The sequence below is a fragment of the Bacillus sp. SIMBA_031 genome (genome assembly GCF_046535225.1).
In the GTDB taxonomy this organism is placed as follows: Bacteria; Bacillota; Bacilli; order Bacillales; family Bacillaceae; genus Bacillus; species Bacillus velezensis.
In genome coordinates, this window is the sequence record NZ_JAWRXC010000010.1 from 1 (window position 1) to 16,617 (window position 16,617).

The following is a 16,617-nucleotide window of genomic DNA, read 5'->3' on the forward strand; positions in this document are numbered from 1 at the left end:
CGAACACGGAAGTTAAGCTCTTCAGCGCCGATGGTAGTCGGGGGTTTCCCCCTGTGAGAGTAGGACGCCGCCAAGCTATCGTTATGGTAAAGGCAGCTCATCATGAGCTGCCTTTTTTGTGTTTTTCTGCATACATTATATAATATGAGAAACGTAACGATATGCCTTTTTGCAAAAGCAGGTTTTATGCTTGTGCAAAGTGGAAATAATAGAGATAGAGCGATACAGTTGAAAAATTTTGCGAAACACCTTATAGTAAGGTTAAAGTCAAATATAGTCAAAGTCAATGAAGGAGGGGGTTGAGTGGGACATAATATTTCTGACATCATTGAACAGTACTTGAAACAAGTATTAGATCAAAATGGCAAAGAAATTTTAGAGATCAAACGCAGTGAAATCGCTGATAAATTTCAATGTGTTCCTTCCCAAATAAATTATGTCATCAACACCAGATTTACAAGTGAAAGAGGATATATTGTTGAAAGTAAACGGGGAGGCGGCGGTTATATTCGTATTATCAAAATTAAAATGAATAACGAAGTCGTCCTCATCAATAATATTATTTCGCAGATTCATACCCACTTGTCCCAGGCAGCCTCTGATGACATTATTCTCAGACTGTTAGAGGACGGAGTTATTTCGGAAAGAGAAGCTAAAATGATGGTGAGTGTAATGGATCGTTCAGTTCTATATATTGATTTGCCCGAACGGGATGAACTAAGAGCCAGAATGATGAAAGCAATGCTCACATCTTTAAAACTAAAGTAAGCGGGTGAAAAGATTGATTTGTCAAGAATGCAATGAGAGACCGGCCACTTTTCACTTTACGAAAGTTGTTAATGGAGAAAAACAAGAAGTTCATATTTGTGAACAATGTGCAAAAGAAAATAGCGATTCATACAGTATAAGTGGAAACCAAGGGTTCTCGATTCATAATTTATTATCAGGGCTGCTGAATATGGAGTCTTCATTTCAAAACACCGGTTCTCAAATGTTCGGCTATTCAGAGCAAGGGACAGCTTGTAAGAAATGCGGTATGACGTTTCAGCAGCTGAGAAAAACAGGGCGTTTCGGCTGTGCGGAATGTTACGATACGTTCTACAGCCAAATTACGCCGATCTTGCGAAAAGTTCACAGCGGGAATACGGTGCATGCCGGGAAAATTCCAAAACGAATAGGCGGAAACCTGCATGTAAGACGGCAAATGGAAATGTTAAAAAAAGAACTTGAATCTTTAATACACCACGAAGAGTTTGAAAGAGCAGCGGAGGTCAGGGATCAGATCCGATCGTTAGAGCAAAAATTAAAAAGTAAAGACAGTGAGGGGGAACAAGGGTAATGTCGCTCAAGCATTTTATTCAGGACGCACTAAGCAATTGGATGAAGCAAAAGGGACCTGAAAGTGACATTGTACTCAGCAGCCGTATACGGTTGGCCCGAAACTTTGAAAATATAAAGTTTCCTGCCAGGTATACGAATGAAGAAGCCTCATCCATCATTCAGCAATTCGAAGATCATTTTTCAGGAAAAGAACTGCCTGATATCGGTCAATTTCATTTAATCAGAATGAGTGAAGCTCAGCCTTTGGAAAAACGGGTGCTGATGGAGAAACATCTGATCAGTCCTAATTTAACGGAATCTCCTTTTGGCGGCTGTCTGCTTTCTGAAAATGAAGAAGTCAGCATTATGTTAAATGAAGAAGATCATATCAGAATTCAATGCCTCTTCCCCGGCTTCCAGCTTCTCAACGCTATAAAAGCGGCAAACCAGGTTGATGACTGGATTGAGGAGAAAGTGGATTACGCCTTTGGAGAGAAGAGAGGGTACTTAACAAGCTGTCCTACAAATGTAGGGACGGGACTAAGGGCTTCAGTCATGATGCATTTGCCGGGCCTTGTATTAACTAGGCAAATGAATCGAATTATACCGGCAATTAACCAATTAGGCTTAGTTGTTAGAGGAATTTACGGTGAAGGCAGCGAAGCATTAGGAAATATCTTTCAAATTTCAAATCAAATCACACTCGGAAAATCAGAACAGGACATTGTAGATGATTTAAACAGTGTGGCTGCCCAGCTGATTGAGCAGGAACGTTCAGCCCGAGAAGCGCTTTACCAAACCTCGAAAATTGAATTGGAGGACCGGGTATTCAGATCTTACGGTGTTTTATCCAACTGCCGTATGATTGAATCAAAGGAAACGGCGAAATGCCTTTCTGACGTTCGGCTGGGGATAGACCTTGGAATCATCAAAGGGCTATCAAGCAATATACTTAATGAACTGATGATTTTGACACAGCCGGGTTTTCTCCAGCAATATTCGGGCGGTGCATTACGGCCGAACGAAAGAGACGCGAGAAGAGCGGCTCTTATCAGGGAAAGGCTGCATTTAGAAATGAGTGCAAATAGACAGGAGGATGATTCGATATGATGTTTGGAAGGTTTACAGAGCGAGCTCAAAAGGTATTGGCACTGGCACAGGAAGAAGCACTGCGCTTAGGCCATAACAATATTGGAACTGAACATATCTTATTAGGTCTGGTTCGTGAAGGAGAAGGGATTGCAGCTAAAGCACTCCAAGCACTCGGACTCGGTTCGGATAAAATTCAGAAAGAAGTGGAGAGCTTAATCGGACGGGGACAGGAAATGTCTCAAACGATTCATTATACGCCAAGAGCAAAAAAAGTCATTGAGCTCAGCATGGATGAAGCCAGAAAGCTAGGACATTCTTATGTGGGAACAGAACACATACTTCTCGGACTGATTCGTGAAGGAGAAGGCGTGGCCGCGAGAGTTTTGAATAATCTCGGTGTCAGCTTGAATAAGGCGAGACAGCAAGTGCTGCAGCTTCTGGGAAGCAATGAGACGGGATCTTCTGCATCCGGTACGAACAGCAATGCAAACACGCCGACGCTTGACAGTCTGGCTCGTGATTTAACCGCGATTGCGAAGGAAGACAGTCTTGATCCGGTTATCGGCCGAAGCAAAGAAATTCAGCGTGTTATTGAGGTATTAAGCCGCAGAACGAAGAATAACCCCGTTCTTATCGGGGAACCGGGTGTAGGTAAAACTGCGATTGCTGAAGGCCTCGCACAGCAGATCATCAATAATGAAGTGCCGGAAATTTTACGTGATAAACGCGTAATGACATTAGACATGGGGACGGTTGTAGCCGGTACGAAATACCGCGGAGAATTTGAAGACCGCTTGAAAAAAGTAATGGATGAAATACGTCAGGCCGGCAATATTATTTTATTCATTGACGAACTGCATACACTGATTGGAGCGGGGGGAGCAGAAGGTGCGATTGACGCATCGAATATCTTAAAACCTTCACTGGCCCGCGGAGAGCTCCAATGCATCGGTGCGACAACGCTTGATGAATACCGTAAATATATCGAAAAAGACGCCGCTCTGGAGCGCCGTTTCCAGCCGATTCAGGTGGATCAGCCGTCAGCCGATGAAAGCATTCAAATTTTAAAAGGGCTCCGTGACCGCTATGAAGCGCATCACCGCGTATCCATTACCGATGAAGCGATTGAAGCAGCGGTAAAATTGTCCGACCGTTATATTTCTGACCGCTTCCTTCCGGATAAAGCGATCGATTTAATTGATGAAGCGGGTTCAAAAGTGCGTCTCCGTTCTTTCACAACGCCTCCGAACTTAAAAGAGCTTGAGCAGAAACTCGATGAAGTTCGCAAGGAAAAAGACGCTGCCGTTCAGAGCCAGGAGTTTGAAAAAGCGGCTTCTCTTCGTGATACGGAGCAGCGCCTGAGAGAACAGGTGGAAGACACGAAAAAAACGTGGAAAGAAAAACAAGGCCAGGAGAACTCCGAAGTTTCTGTAGAGGATATTGCGATGGTTGTATCCAGCTGGACCGGGGTGCCTGTATCTAAAATTGCCCAAACGGAAACAGATAAGCTTCTCAATATGGAAAACATTCTGCACTCCCGCGTCATCGGCCAGGATGAAGCTGTTGTAGCCGTTGCAAAGGCTGTCAGACGTGCAAGAGCCGGTCTGAAGGACCCGAAACGCCCGATTGGTTCATTCATCTTCTTAGGCCCTACAGGCGTTGGGAAGACAGAGCTGGCACGAGCGCTGGCGGAATCCATTTTCGGTGATGAGGAAGCGATGATCAGAGTGGATATGTCCGAATACATGGAGAAACACTCGACTTCACGTCTTGTCGGTTCTCCTCCGGGATATGTCGGCTATGATGAAGGCGGCCAGCTGACAGAAAAAGTGAGAAGAAAACCTTACTCTGTCGTACTGCTTGATGAAATTGAAAAAGCGCATCCTGATGTGTTTAACATACTCCTGCAAGTGCTTGAAGACGGACGCTTGACTGATTCAAAAGGACGCACTGTGGATTTCCGCAACACGATCCTGATTATGACGTCAAACGTCGGAGCGAGCGAGCTGAAACGCAACAAATATGTGGGCTTCAATGTGCAGGATGAATCACAAAACCATAAAGACATGAAAGACAAAGTCATGGGAGAGCTGAAGCGTGCCTTCAGACCTGAGTTTATCAACCGGATTGACGAAATTATTGTCTTCCACTCCCTTGAGAAAAAACATCTTACAGACATCGTGTCGCTTATGTCTGATCAGTTAACAAAACGTCTGAAAGAACAAGATCTCTCTATCGAGCTGACGGATGCTGCAAAAGCGAAAGTGGCAGAAGAGGGCGTCGATTTGGAATACGGCGCACGTCCGCTAAGAAGAGCGATTCAAAAGCATGTGGAGGACCGGTTATCAGAAGAACTCCTCAGAGGCAATATTGATAAAGGCCAGCACATTGTTCTTGATGTTGAGGACGGCGAATTTGTCGTAAAAACAACTGCTAAAACGAACTAATATAGTGACAAACATGAGGCATACGTAAGCGAGTGTATGCCTCAATTTGTTATATAGAGAAATATTCGATAAGGAAGAGGTCTTACAACATATATGGCTAAATCAAAAACAAAATTCATCTGCCACTCATGCGGTTATGAATCCGCAAAGTGGATGGGAAAGTGCCCGGGCTGCGGGGCTTGGAATACAATGGTGGAAGAAACCATAAAAAAAGCGCCGGCGAATCGGCGGGCGGCTTTCTCCCACTCCGTTCAAACCGTCCAGAAACCATCACCCATTACATCAATTGAAACATCGGAAGAACCCCGCGTTCACACAAAGCTCGAAGAATTCAACAGAGTGCTTGGCGGCGGCGTTGTGAAAGGCTCGTTAGTATTAATCGGCGGCGATCCCGGGATCGGAAAATCAACGCTCCTTCTCCAAGTATCCGCACAATTAGCAGATACGGCCGGCAGCGTGCTTTACATTTCAGGGGAAGAATCCGTGAAGCAAACGAAGCTGCGCGCCGACAGACTTGGAATCAACAGCCAAATGTTACATGTTTTATCTGAAACCGATATGGAGTATATTTCGTCTGCTATACAAGAGATGAAACCCGCATTTGTTGTCGTAGACTCCATTCAGACCGTGTACCAAAGTGATATCACCTCGGCTCCCGGCAGTGTATCACAAGTAAGAGAGTGTACGGCCGAATTGATGAAAATCGCGAAAACAAACGGCATACCTATTTTTATCGTCGGGCACGTCACAAAAGAAGGATCGATCGCAGGGCCGAGATTGCTTGAGCACATGGTCGATACCGTTCTATACTTTGAAGGAGAGCGGCACCATACATTCCGTATTTTGCGGGCCGTAAAAAACCGTTTCGGCTCAACAAATGAAATGGGCATCTTTGAAATGCGGGAAGAGGGGCTTACGGAAGTGCTGAACCCTTCTGAAATATTCTTGGAAGAACGTTCTGCCGGGGCATCGGGTTCGAGTATCGTTGCGTCAATGGAAGGAACGAGACCGATCCTGGTTGAAATCCAGGCGCTCATATCACCGACCAGTTTTGGAAACCCGCGCCGCATGGCTACAGGCATTGACCACAACAGGGTGTCGTTAATTATGGCTGTGCTTGAGAAGCGGGTGGGTCTTTTGCTTCAAAATCAAGATGCGTATTTAAAGGTCGCCGGCGGGGTCAAACTGGATGAACCGGCGATTGATTTGGCAGTAGCCGTCAGCATTGCCTCAAGCTTCAGAGATACACCGCCGAATCCCGCAGATTGCTTTATCGGTGAAGTGGGTCTGACAGGAGAAGTCCGGAGGGTGTCAAGAATCGAACAGCGCGTAAAAGAAGCGGCAAAACTCGGCTTCAAGCGTATGATCATACCTGAGGCGAATGCAGATGGGTGGACAATACCAAAAGGGATTGAGGTTGTCGGAGTAGCAAATGTTGCAGAAGCGCTTCGTACTTCATTAGGAGGATCATAATAGATGGAAAAAGAGAAAAAAGGGGCGAAACAAGAGCTTGACCTGTCTGCAATTCTGCAGTTCGTTGCACCGGGCACCCCGCTCAGAGCCGGGATAGAGAATGTACTTCGGGCAAATACAGGCGGCCTGATTGTTGTCGGATACAATGATAAGGTAAAGCAAGTCGTGGATGGCGGTTTTCATATTAATACATCATTTGCGCCCGCTCACTTATACGAGCTGGCCAAAATGGACGGTGCCATTATTTTAAGTGATTCCGGCCAGAAAATTCTTTATGCGAATACGCAGCTTATGCCGGAAGCGACCATTTCTTCTTCAGAAACGGGAATGAGGCACCGTACGGCGGAACGGGTGGCGAAGCAGACCGGCTGTCTTGTCATCGCCATTTCAGAGCGCAGAAATGTCATTACGTTATATCAGGACAGCATGAAGTACACACTAAAGGACATAGGATTTATTTTAACAAAGGCAAATCAGGCTATTCAAACGCTTGAGAAGTATAAAACCATTTTAGACAAAACGATTACGGCTTTAAACGCATTAGAGTTTGAGGAGCTTGTTACATTCAGTGACGTGCTGTCCGTCATGCATCGATATGAAATGGTGCTCCGAATAAAAAATGAAATCAATATGTATATTAAAGAACTCGGAACGGAAGGCCACTTAATCCGTCTGCAGGTGATTGAACTGATTACGGACATGGAAGAAGAGGCGGCACTTTTCATCAAAGACTATGTCAAAGAAAAAATCAAAGATCCGTTCGTGCTGCTAAAAGAGCTTCAGGATATGTCCAGCTATGATCTGCTTGATGATTCCATTCTGTTTAAGCTGCTTGGATATCCGGCTTCTACCAATATTGATGATTATGTGCTCCCGAGAGGATACAGGCTGCTGAACAAAATTCCGCGTCTGCCGATGCCGATTGTCGAAAATGTGGTTGAGGCGTTCGGATTTTTGCCAAGCATAACGGAAGCCACTGTAGAAGAGCTTGATGATGTTGAGGGTATCGGCGAAGTGCGCGCCAAAAAAATCAAAAAAGGCTTAAAACGCCTTCAGGAAAAACACTATATAGATAGACAGCTTTAAGAATCGCTTAAACCTGTCGGAATCCGGGTATATTATTGTTAGTTTTTGTTTATTCTGAATTTGTAGGCTCTGACAGTCTGCTGAAAAAATGCTACTTAAAAGGAGGTGGAGGTATGTTAAAACGAATAGTTCAGGCGTTCTTCATTATTGTGGGCGGCGTTGTCGGTATCTTTTTAATACCTGAATTGTTTGTGCTGTCAAATATACAGGACATACCTTTAATAACAAACGCATATACGTCTGCTGCAATTGGTGCTATTATCTTTTTTCTCATCAGTATATGGACGACAGAATATGTGATTAATTGGGTAAAATGGATTGAAGATTCTTTGCTGAGAGCTCCGGTGCCGGATCTGTTATTCGGGAGTCTCGGATTGGTTTTTGGACTTATCATCGCATATCTCATTGTAAACGTGATTCCGCTGGACAATATTCCGTACCGTATATTCAGCACCATCATTCCGGTCTTTCTGGCTTTCTTTCTCGGTTATCTGGGCTTCCAAGTCGGATTTAAGAAAAAGGATGAACTGATCAGTCTTTTCTCCATTTCTGCAAGAATGCAGAAGAAAAAGGGAAGTGCTGATGAGGAGCAGGAGGAACAGGATAAAAGGCTGAAAATCTTAGATACAAGTGTTATTATTGATGGGAGAATTGCAGATATTTGTCAGACGGGCTTTTTAGAAGGCGTCATTGTCATTCCTCAATTTGTGCTGGAGGAATTACAGCATATCGCTGATTCTTCAGATGTTTTAAAACGTAACAGAGGACGCCGCGGTCTGGATATCTTGAATCGCATTCAAAAGGAACTGGATATTACGGTTGAAATTTATGAAGGCGACTTCGAGGACATTCAGGAGGTTGACAGCAAGCTTGTCAAACTTGCGAAGCTGACATCCGGCGTCGTTGTGACGAATGATTTTAATTTAAATAAAGTATGTGAGCTTCAGAAGGTTGCGGTACTGAATATTAATGACCTTGCAAACGCGGTGAAGCCGGTTGTGCTTCCGGGCGAAGAGATGAATGTGCAGGTGATTAAGGACGGGAAAGAGCATAATCAAGGTGTGGCTTACTTGGATGACGGGACGATGATTGTTGTGGAAGAAGGCCGCAATTATATAGGGAAACATATTGATGTGCTCGTAACCAGCGTACTGCAGACAGCGGCGGGACGAATGATTTTTGCCAAGCCCAAGCTGCTTGAGAAAGCTCTTTAAGAGGGAGTTCATATGGAGTATGTTGTCATTATTCCGGCTGCCGGACAAGGAAAACGGATGAAGGCCGGAAAAAATAAGCTGTTCATCAGCTTAAAAGGTGCGCCTGTTATTATACACACACTGCGGGTTTTTGAAGGCCACGCACCCTGTCAGAAAATAATCCTGGTGATAAACGAGAGTGAACGGGAAGATTTTCGCCAGCTGCTGGCCCAATTTCCGATTCAGACGGAAATTGAGCTTGTTACCGGGGGTGTGGAGCGTCAGCACAGTGTATTCGAAGGACTGAAAGTGATTGATAAGGAATCGGTCGTCCTTGTTCATGACGGAGCGCGCCCGTTTGTCACACATCAGCATATCGATAAGCTCGTTGAAACAGCAGAGGAGGCGGGAGCGGCTGTCCTGGCTGTTCCTGTGAAAGACACGATAAAACGGGCGGAAGGCTCCCGGGTTGCGGAGACCTTTGATCGTTCAAGCTTGTGGGCCGTTCAAACGCCGCAAGCTTTTCGTCTTTCTTTATTGAAGACGGCGCATATGGAAGCGGAAAACAAAGGCTTCTTAGGTACGGATGACGCCAGCCTCGTCGAGCGTCTTGATGGATATCAGGTGAGTATCGTTGAAGGCAGCTATACCAATATTAAGCTGACAACGCCGGATGACCTGATATTTGCGGAAGCAATCATGAAAGCGGAAAGTGGGAATCATAATGTTTAGAATCGGACAAGGATTTGATGTGCATCAATTAACGGAAGGCCGTCCTCTCATCATCGGCGGAATTGAAATTCCTTATGAAAAGGGGCTGCTCGGACATTCAGATGCTGATGTATTGCTGCATACAGTCGCAGACGCGTGTCTCGGAGCGGCAGGTGAAGGAGATATCGGCAAGCATTTCCCGGATACTGATCCGGAATTCAAGGATGCGGATTCTTTTAAGCTGCTTCAGCATGTCTGGAACATTGTTAAAGAAAAAGGATACGTACTCGGAAATATAGACTGCACGATTATTGCGCAAAAGCCGAAAATGGCGCCGCATATTGAAGCTATGAGAAAGCGGATAGCGGAAGGCCTTGAGGCGGACGTCTCTCAAGTAAACGTAAAAGCGACGACGACTGAAAAGCTCGGGTTTACCGGAAGAGCTGAAGGAATTGCCGCTCAGGCGACCGTTCTGATCCAAAAAGCCTGATCATTGTTTTGATGCCCGGTCTATTTGGTGGTAGAATAGATACATATATTCGGCTAGAGGCTACAGACGAGATGAAAGGAAGTATTTGAACATGGGAAATGAAGTACGCGTTCGTTATGCACCGAGTCCGACCGGACATTTGCATATCGGTAACGCCAGAACAGCGCTTTTTAACTATTTATTTGCCCGCAGCCAAGGCGGAAAGTTTATTATCCGGATTGAGGATACGGACAAAAAGCGAAATATTGAAGGCGGAGAGCAAAGCCAGCTCAACTATTTGAAATGGCTCGGCATGGACTGGGATGAAAGTGTGGATATCGGCGGAGAATACGGCCCGTACCGCCAGTCTGAGCGTAACGACATTTACAAAAAGTACTATGAAGAGCTTCTTGAAAAAGGGCTTGCTTATAAATGTTTCTGTACGGAAGAAGAACTTGAGAAAGAACGTGAAGAGCAAATCGCCCGCGGGGAAATGCCGCGCTATTCCGGCAAACACAGAAACCTGACTCAGGAAGAGCAGGAGCAGTTTTTAGCCGAAGGCAGACAGCCGAGCATCCGTTTCCGCGTGCCGGAAGGGAAAATCATCGCATTTAACGATATCGTAAAAGGTGAGATTTCTTTTGAATCAGACGGCATCGGCGACTTTGTCATCGTCAAAAAAGACGGAACACCGACGTATAACTTTGCTGTCGCGATTGACGATTACTTAATGAAAATGACGCACGTGCTCCGCGGTGAGGATCACATTTCAAATACACCGAAACAGATCATGATTTTCCAGGCATTCGGCTGGGATGTTCCTGTCTTCGGACATATGACGCTTATCGTAAACGAAAGCCGCAAAAAATTAAGTAAACGTGATGAATCAATTATCCAGTTTATTGAGCAGTATGATGAGCTGGGTTACCTGCCTGAAGCGCTGTTTAACTTTATCGGACTTCTCGGCTGGTCTCCCGTCGGTGAAGAAGAGCTTTTCACAAGAGAACAATTCATTGAAATTTTTGATGTGAATCGTTTGTCTAAGTCACCGGCTCTGTTTGATATGCATAAACTGAAATGGGTCAACAACCAATACGTCAAAGCGCTGGATCTTGATCAAGTGGTTGAGCTGACCCTGCCGCACCTGCAAAAAGCAGGAAAAGTCGGCACTGAGCTTTCTGCCGAGGAGCAGGAATGGGTTCGTAAATTAATCTCTCTTTACCATGAGCAATTGAGCTACGGTGCTGAAATTGTCGAGCTGACTGATTTGTTCTTTAAAGATGAGATCGAGTATAATCAAGAGGCAAAAGCCGTTCTGGAAGAAGAACAGGTGCCTGAAGTGCTCAGCGTATTTGCTGCGAAGCTTGAAGAGCTTGAAGAATTTACGCCTGAGCTGATCAAAGCCTCAATTAAAGCTGTTCAGAAAGAAACAGGCCATAAAGGCAAAAAGCTGTTCATGCCGATTCGTGTAGCGGTTACCGGTCAGACACACGGTCCGGAGCTTCCGCAGGCCATTGAGCTGATCGGCAGAGAAACAGCCGTCAGACGCCTGAAAAGCATTTAAATATACGATTGTTGACAGGGAAGAGTATAAAACAATGACCATTACAGAAAGAATCTTCATCGGCTGAGAGAGATTCATGCGTCATGTTTTAGAAGTGCGCCCTTAAGACCTTTGAAGAACATTTCTGCGGAAATCAGTATTTAAAGGCGGCCGCCGCCGTTACCGGCTTTTAAGTTGGGAAAACAGTGACTTGTTTTTCAAACAGAGTGGAACCGCGCGGTAAAAGCGTCTCTGTCATGTTTACATGCAGAGGCGCTTTTTTTATAGGCGGAAAAACAGACTGGAGCGGGGAGAGAATGGGGGGAAGCATGTGTTTTTTAAAATGCTAAAAGAAGACATAGATACAGTGTTCGATCAAGATCCGGCAGCAAGAAGCTATTTCGAAGTTGTTTTAACTTATTCTGGTTTACATGCTATATGGGCGCATCGGATTGCACATGCTTTATATAAACGGAGTTTTTTCTTCCTGGCGCGCCTGATATCACAGATTGCCCGTTTCTTTACCGGAATTGAAATCCATCCCGGCGCGACCATCGGGAGAAGGTTTTTCATTGACCACGGTATGGGGGTCGTCATAGGGGAAACATGTGAAATCGGCAATAACGTGACGGTATTCCAAGGTGTCACTCTCGGGGGAACGGGAAAAGAAAAGGGGAAGCGGCATCCGACCATAAAAGATGATGCTTTAATTGCAACCGGAGCGAAGGTGCTCGGCTCTATTACGGTCGGGCAGGGTTCTAAAGTAGGGGCCGGCTCCGTTGTGCTTCGTGATGTTCCCGACTTTTCGACCGTTGTCGGCATACCGGGGAAAGTCGTCATTCAGAACGGAAGAAAAATCAAACGCGATCTCAATCACCAAGACTTGCCCGATCCGGTTGCTGACCGGTTTAGAGCATTGGAGCAGCAGATTTTTGAACTGCAGGCTGAACTGGAAGATAAAAAAGAAAGGATCAACCAAAAATGACCATTACACTTTATAATACATTGACACGGAAAAAGGAAACATTCGTTCCTCTTGAGGAAGGCAAAGTAAAAATGTACGTGTGCGGACCGACTGTATACAACTATATTCATATCGGAAACGCCCGTCCGGCGATTGTGTATGATACCGTACGCAACTATTTAGAGTATAAAGGATACGATGTTCAATACGTATCGAATTTCACCGATGTTGACGACAAACTGATTAAGGCGGCCAACGAGCTCGGCGAGGACGTCCCGGCCGTTTCTGAACGGTTCATTAAAGCGTATTTTGAAGACGTGGGCGCCCTCGGATGCCGGAAAGCGGATCTTCACCCCCGGGTCATGGAAAACATGGACGCCATTATTGAATTTGTCAGCGAGCTGATTAAAAAAGGCTACGCTTATGAATCAGAAGGCGACGTCTATTTCAAAACAAGGGCCTTCGAAGGGTACGGCAAGCTATCTCAGCAATCAATTGATGAACTCAGATCAGGCGCGCGTATCCGTGTCGGCGAGAAGAAAGATGATGCGCTGGACTTTGCTCTTTGGAAAGCTGCTAAGGACGGAGAAATTTCATGGGATAGCCCTTGGGGAAAAGGCCGCCCGGGCTGGCATATTGAATGCTCCGCAATGGTGAAAAAGTATTTGGGTGACGAAATCGATATTCATGCCGGCGGTCAGGACCTGACATTCCCGCACCATGAAAACGAAATTGCCCAATCTGAAGCATTAACAGGCAAGACATTCGCAAAATACTGGCTTCACAACGGATATATCAATATCGATAATGAGAAGATGTCAAAATCTCTCGGCAACTTTGTTTTGGTACACGATATCATTAAGCAATATGACCCGCAGCTTTTGAGATTTTTCATGCTGTCCGTTCATTACCGCCACCCGATCAACTATTCGGAAGAGCTGCTTGAGAAAACAAAAAACGCGTTTAACCGCCTGAAGACGGCCTATAGTAATTTAAACCATCGTTTGATTAGCAGCACGAATCTGACTGACAATGATGAGGAATGGCTCGCTAAAATCGAAGAGCACCGCACTGCGTTTGAAGAAGCGATGGATGATGATTTTAATACGGCGAATGCGATTTCCGTTTGGTTTGATCTGGCGAAGCTCGCCAATTACTACATGCAGGAAGACAATACGGCGGATCACGTCATTAAAGCCTTTATCAGCATGTTTGACAGAATCGGATCTGTTCTCGGACTTACGCTCGGCGAAGAAGAGCTTGTCGACGAAGAGATTGAAGAGTTGATTGAGAAGAGAAATGAAGCCCGCCGCAATCGCGATTTTGCTTTGTCAGACCAGATTCGCGATCAGCTGAAAAGCATGAATATCATTCTTGAAGATACGGCCCAGGGAACTCGCTGGAAGCGGGGAGAGTAAGCGGATGCTTCAATTTGAACAAATCAAAGATTCAAAGCAGTTAAACGGTCTTGCGCTTGCTTATATGGGTGATGCCATTTTTGAAATATACGTCCGGCATCACCTGCTTAAGCAGGGCTTTACGAAACCGAATGACCTTCATAAGAAGGCGAGCCGGATTGTATCGGCAAAATCACAGGCAGACATATTGTTCCGCCTTCAGGACGAATCCTTTTTCACGGAGGAAGAGGAAGCCGTGCTGAGAAGAGGCAGAAACGCGAAATCAGGGACGACGCCTAAAAACACAGATGTACAGACGTACCGCCATAGTACAGCTTTTGAGGCTTTACTCGGATACCTTTTTCTTGAGAAAAGAGAAGAAAGACTGAATCAGCTGATTGCTGAGGCTATACAAGTCGGGACGTCAGGGAGGAAAACAAATGAGTCAGCAACATGATTACGTCATAGGAAAAAACGCTGTGATTGAGACGTTAAAGTCAGATCGCAAGCTGTATAAGTTATGGATGGCGGAAAACACAGTAAAAGGACAGGCGCAGCAAGTTATGGAGCTTGCTAAAAAGCGCGGCGTCACCATTCAATTTGTACCGAGGAAAAAACTCGATCAGATGGTGGAGGGGCAGCATCAGGGTGTTGTCGCCCAAGTGGCGGCATATGAATATGCACAATTAGACGAATTATATAAAAGAGCGGAAGAGAGAAACGAACAGCCTTTCTTTCTCATACTGGACGAGCTGGAAGACCCTCATAATCTCGGTTCCATCATGAGAACGGCTGACGCTGTCGGTGCACACGGCATCGTGATTCCGAAACGCAGAGCGGTCGGACTGACTTCGACGGTCGCAAAAGCTTCGACCGGTGCGATTGAACACATTCCCGTCGTGAAGGTGACCAACCTTGCCCGGACACTTGATGAAATGAAGGAGCGGGGGATTTGGGTCGTCGGAACGGATGCATCCGCCCGGGAAGACTACCGCTCTATGGACGGCAAGATGCCTTTGGCGCTCGTTATCGGAAGCGAAGGCAGAGGAATGGGCCGGCTTGTGAAAGAGAAATGTGATTTTCTCATTAAGCTTCCGATGGCCGGAAAAGTCACGTCTTTGAATGCGTCGGTTGCGGCCGGCCTTCTCATGTATGAAGTCTACCGGAAGCGCAATCCTTTAGGGGAATGAAGACAGATGGACATCCTGTTAGTAGACGGATACAACATGATTGGAGCTTGGCCGCAGCTAAAGGATTTAAAAGCGAACAGTTTTGAAGAAGCGAGAGATGTACTGATCCAGAAGATGGCGGAATATCAGTCCTACACGGGAATCAGAGTCATTGTGGTGTTTGACGCACACCTGGTAAAAGGCATAGAGAAAAAACAAACGAATCACAGAGTCGAAGTGATTTTTACACGGGAGAATGAAACGGCGGATGAGCGGATCGAGAAGCTTGCCCAGGCGCTAAATAATATTGCGACACAGATTCATGTCGCAACCTCCGATTATACGGAGCAGTGGGCGATTTTCGGACAAGGGGCTCTCCGTAAATCCGCCCGGGAGCTCCTGAGGGAAGTGGATACGATAGAGCGCCGGATTCAAAGGCGGGTTTCAAAGATCACTTCTGAAAAACCACCGGGTAAAATCGAGCTGTCCGAAGAGGTTTTGAAAACGTTTGAAAAGTGGCGCCGAGGCGGTCTGGATTAGGTTGACGCTTTTTCGCCCATTAATGTATAATATTTCTATCTACGTGCGCCGGGGGGATCGCAGTGAATCTACAGAACAGCAAGGGAAAGTTCAACAAAGTGCAATTTTGCCAGTTGGAGGACGAGCAGGTCATTGAAAAGGTTCATGTTGGGGATAGTGATGCGTTAGATTACTTGATTACGAAGTACCGTAATTTTGTACGGGCGAAAGCAAGGTCTTATTTTTTAATAGGGGCCGACAGAGAAGATATTGTACAGGAAGGGATGATAGGCTTATATAAGTCTATCCGAGACTTTAGAGAGGACAAGCTTACTTCATTTAAAGCTTTTGCAGAATTATGCATTACCCGCCAGATTATTACCGCAATAAAGACAGCTACCCGTCAGAAACACATTCCTTTAAATTCCTATGTTTCTTTAGACAAACCTATTTTTGATGAAGAATCTGACAGAACACTGCTTGATGTCATTTCAGGCGCTAAAACGTTAAATCCTGAAGAGATGATTATTAATCAGGAAGAATTTGATGATATCGAAATGAAAATGGGAGAACTGCTGAGCGATCTGGAGAGAAAGGTGCTTGTTTTGTACTTGGACGGAAGAAGTTACCAAGAGATTTCAGATGACTTAAACCGACACGTAAAATCAATCGATAATGCCCTGCAGCGCGTGAAGCGCAAGCTTGAAAAGTATTTAGAAATAAGAGAGATCAGCCTGTAGCAGGTTTCTGTGTCATATTGACAGAATTTTTCTGACTGTGCTATTTTATTAAGATAAATGAATGTTTAGGAAAAGGTGTAACGACATGAGAAAAAAGATTACGCTGGCATGCAAAACATGCGGAAATCGTAATTATACGACAATGAAAAGCTCTGCATCAGCGGCTGAGCGGTTAGAAGTTAAGAAGTACTGCAGCACTTGCAATTCACATACAGCTCATTTAGAAACAAAATAGTGTTCGCTTTTTAAATTGTGGAGGTCTTTTACATGCGCATGATGAGTTTCTTTAAAGATGTTGGGAAAGAAATGAAAAAGGTTAGCTGGCCTAAAGGCAAAGAGTTAACGCGCTATACGATCACGGTGATTTCAACGGTTATCTTTTTTGTTATCTTTTTTGCCCTCCTTGATACAGGAATTTCTCAATTAATTCGTTTAATAGTTGAATAATGATCAGCAATACGTGCTATAATAGATCATAATATCGTTTGCCAAAA

At 45.2% G+C, this 16,617-nt stretch carries 18 protein-coding genes, 1 rRNA gene and 1 other annotated feature; all 19 genes read left to right on the forward strand.

What is annotated here, in order from left to right; translation table 11 throughout:
• Positions 1-76 (forward strand): 5S ribosomal RNA (rrf, locus tag SB724_RS22215); the annotation flags it as partial.
• A 227-nt stretch (positions 77-303) separates the two neighbouring features.
• Positions 304-768 (forward strand): transcriptional regulator CtsR, encoded by a 465-nt coding sequence (ctsR, locus tag SB724_RS17950; RefSeq protein WP_003156396.1) that lies wholly within the window; start codon positions 304-306, stop codon positions 766-768.
• A gap of 13 nt (positions 769-781) precedes the next feature.
• Positions 782-1,339, forward strand: a complete 558-nt coding sequence (gene mcsA / locus SB724_RS17955) for a protein-arginine kinase activator protein McsA (RefSeq protein ID WP_007410387.1) — start codon at positions 782-784, stop codon at positions 1,337-1,339.
• A complete protein-coding gene (gene mcsB, locus SB724_RS17960; protein WP_003156398.1) occupies positions 1,339-2,430 on the forward strand; it encodes a protein-arginine kinase McsB in 1,092 nt (363 codons plus the stop codon). Before mcsA ends, mcsB begins: the two co-directional genes overlap by 1 nt.
• The gene (gene clpC, locus SB724_RS17965) at positions 2,427-4,859 is read left to right on the forward strand and encodes an ATP-dependent protease ATP-binding subunit ClpC (protein WP_015239036.1); all 2,433 of its coding nucleotides are present in this window, start codon (positions 2,427-2,429) and stop codon (positions 4,857-4,859) included. The genes mcsB and clpC overlap by 4 nt, the downstream gene beginning before the upstream one ends.
• Before the next feature lie 93 nt (positions 4,860-4,952).
• A complete protein-coding gene (gene radA / locus SB724_RS17970) occupies positions 4,953-6,332 on the forward strand; it encodes a DNA repair protein RadA (RefSeq protein ID WP_014416742.1) in 1,380 nt (459 codons plus the stop codon).
• Positions 6,333-6,335: 3 nt separating this feature from the next.
• Positions 6,336-7,418: a DNA integrity scanning diadenylate cyclase DisA gene (disA, locus tag SB724_RS17975; protein ID WP_007615225.1), complete on the forward strand. Its 1,083-nt coding sequence runs from the start codon at positions 6,336-6,338 to the stop codon at positions 7,416-7,418.
• A gap of 113 nt (positions 7,419-7,531) precedes the next feature.
• A complete protein-coding gene (locus tag SB724_RS17980; RefSeq protein WP_003156403.1) occupies positions 7,532-8,632 on the forward strand; it encodes a PIN/TRAM domain-containing protein in 1,101 nt (366 codons plus the stop codon).
• A 12-nt stretch (positions 8,633-8,644) separates the two neighbouring features.
• Entirely contained in the window at positions 8,645-9,343 is a 699-nt protein-coding gene (gene ispD, locus SB724_RS17985) for a 2-C-methyl-D-erythritol 4-phosphate cytidylyltransferase (protein WP_410572209.1), read from the forward strand.
• Entirely contained in the window at positions 9,336-9,812 is a 477-nt protein-coding gene (ispF, locus tag SB724_RS17990; protein WP_038456712.1) for a 2-C-methyl-D-erythritol 2,4-cyclodiphosphate synthase, read from the forward strand. Before ispD ends, ispF begins: the two co-directional genes overlap by 8 nt.
• 91 nt (positions 9,813-9,903) lie before the next feature.
• A complete protein-coding gene (gene gltX, locus SB724_RS17995) occupies positions 9,904-11,355 on the forward strand; it encodes a glutamate--tRNA ligase (RefSeq protein WP_007410392.1) in 1,452 nt (483 codons plus the stop codon).
• Between the two features lie 2 nt (positions 11,356-11,357).
• Positions 11,358-11,591: a binding site (T-box leader), on the forward strand.
• A 74-nt stretch (positions 11,592-11,665) separates the two neighbouring features.
• Positions 11,666-12,319: a serine O-acetyltransferase gene (cysE, locus tag SB724_RS18000; protein ID WP_410572212.1), complete on the forward strand. Its 654-nt coding sequence runs from the start codon at positions 11,666-11,668 to the stop codon at positions 12,317-12,319.
• Positions 12,316-13,716, forward strand: a complete 1,401-nt coding sequence (gene cysS, locus SB724_RS18005; RefSeq protein ID WP_410572214.1) for a cysteine--tRNA ligase — start codon at positions 12,316-12,318, stop codon at positions 13,714-13,716. The genes cysE and cysS overlap by 4 nt, the downstream gene beginning before the upstream one ends.
• A 4-nt stretch (positions 13,717-13,720) precedes the next feature.
• Complete coding sequence (locus SB724_RS18010; RefSeq protein ID WP_003156412.1) at positions 13,721-14,152, forward strand: Mini-ribonuclease 3; 432 nt, start codon at positions 13,721-13,723, stop codon at positions 14,150-14,152.
• Complete coding sequence (rlmB, locus tag SB724_RS18015) at positions 14,136-14,885, forward strand: 23S rRNA (guanosine(2251)-2'-O)-methyltransferase RlmB (protein WP_003156413.1); 750 nt, start codon at positions 14,136-14,138, stop codon at positions 14,883-14,885. Before SB724_RS18010 ends, rlmB begins: the two co-directional genes overlap by 17 nt.
• Before the next feature lie 6 nt (positions 14,886-14,891).
• Positions 14,892-15,404: a ribosome-dependent mRNA decay endonuclease Rae1/YacP gene (rae1, locus tag SB724_RS18020; protein WP_003156414.1), complete on the forward strand. Its 513-nt coding sequence runs from the start codon at positions 14,892-14,894 to the stop codon at positions 15,402-15,404.
• 62 nt (positions 15,405-15,466) lie between these two features.
• Positions 15,467-16,123 (forward strand): RNA polymerase sporulation sigma factor SigH, encoded by a 657-nt coding sequence (gene sigH / locus SB724_RS18025; protein WP_003156415.1) that lies wholly within the window; start codon positions 15,467-15,469, stop codon positions 16,121-16,123.
• A gap of 85 nt (positions 16,124-16,208) precedes the next feature.
• Positions 16,209-16,358: a 50S ribosomal protein L33 gene (rpmG, locus tag SB724_RS18030; protein WP_003156421.1), complete on the forward strand. Its 150-nt coding sequence runs from the start codon at positions 16,209-16,211 to the stop codon at positions 16,356-16,358.
• A 32-nt stretch (positions 16,359-16,390) separates the two neighbouring features.
• Positions 16,391-16,570, forward strand: a complete 180-nt coding sequence (gene secE / locus SB724_RS18035) for a preprotein translocase subunit SecE (RefSeq protein ID WP_003156422.1) — start codon at positions 16,391-16,393, stop codon at positions 16,568-16,570.
• Positions 16,571-16,617: the final 47 nt, after the last annotated feature.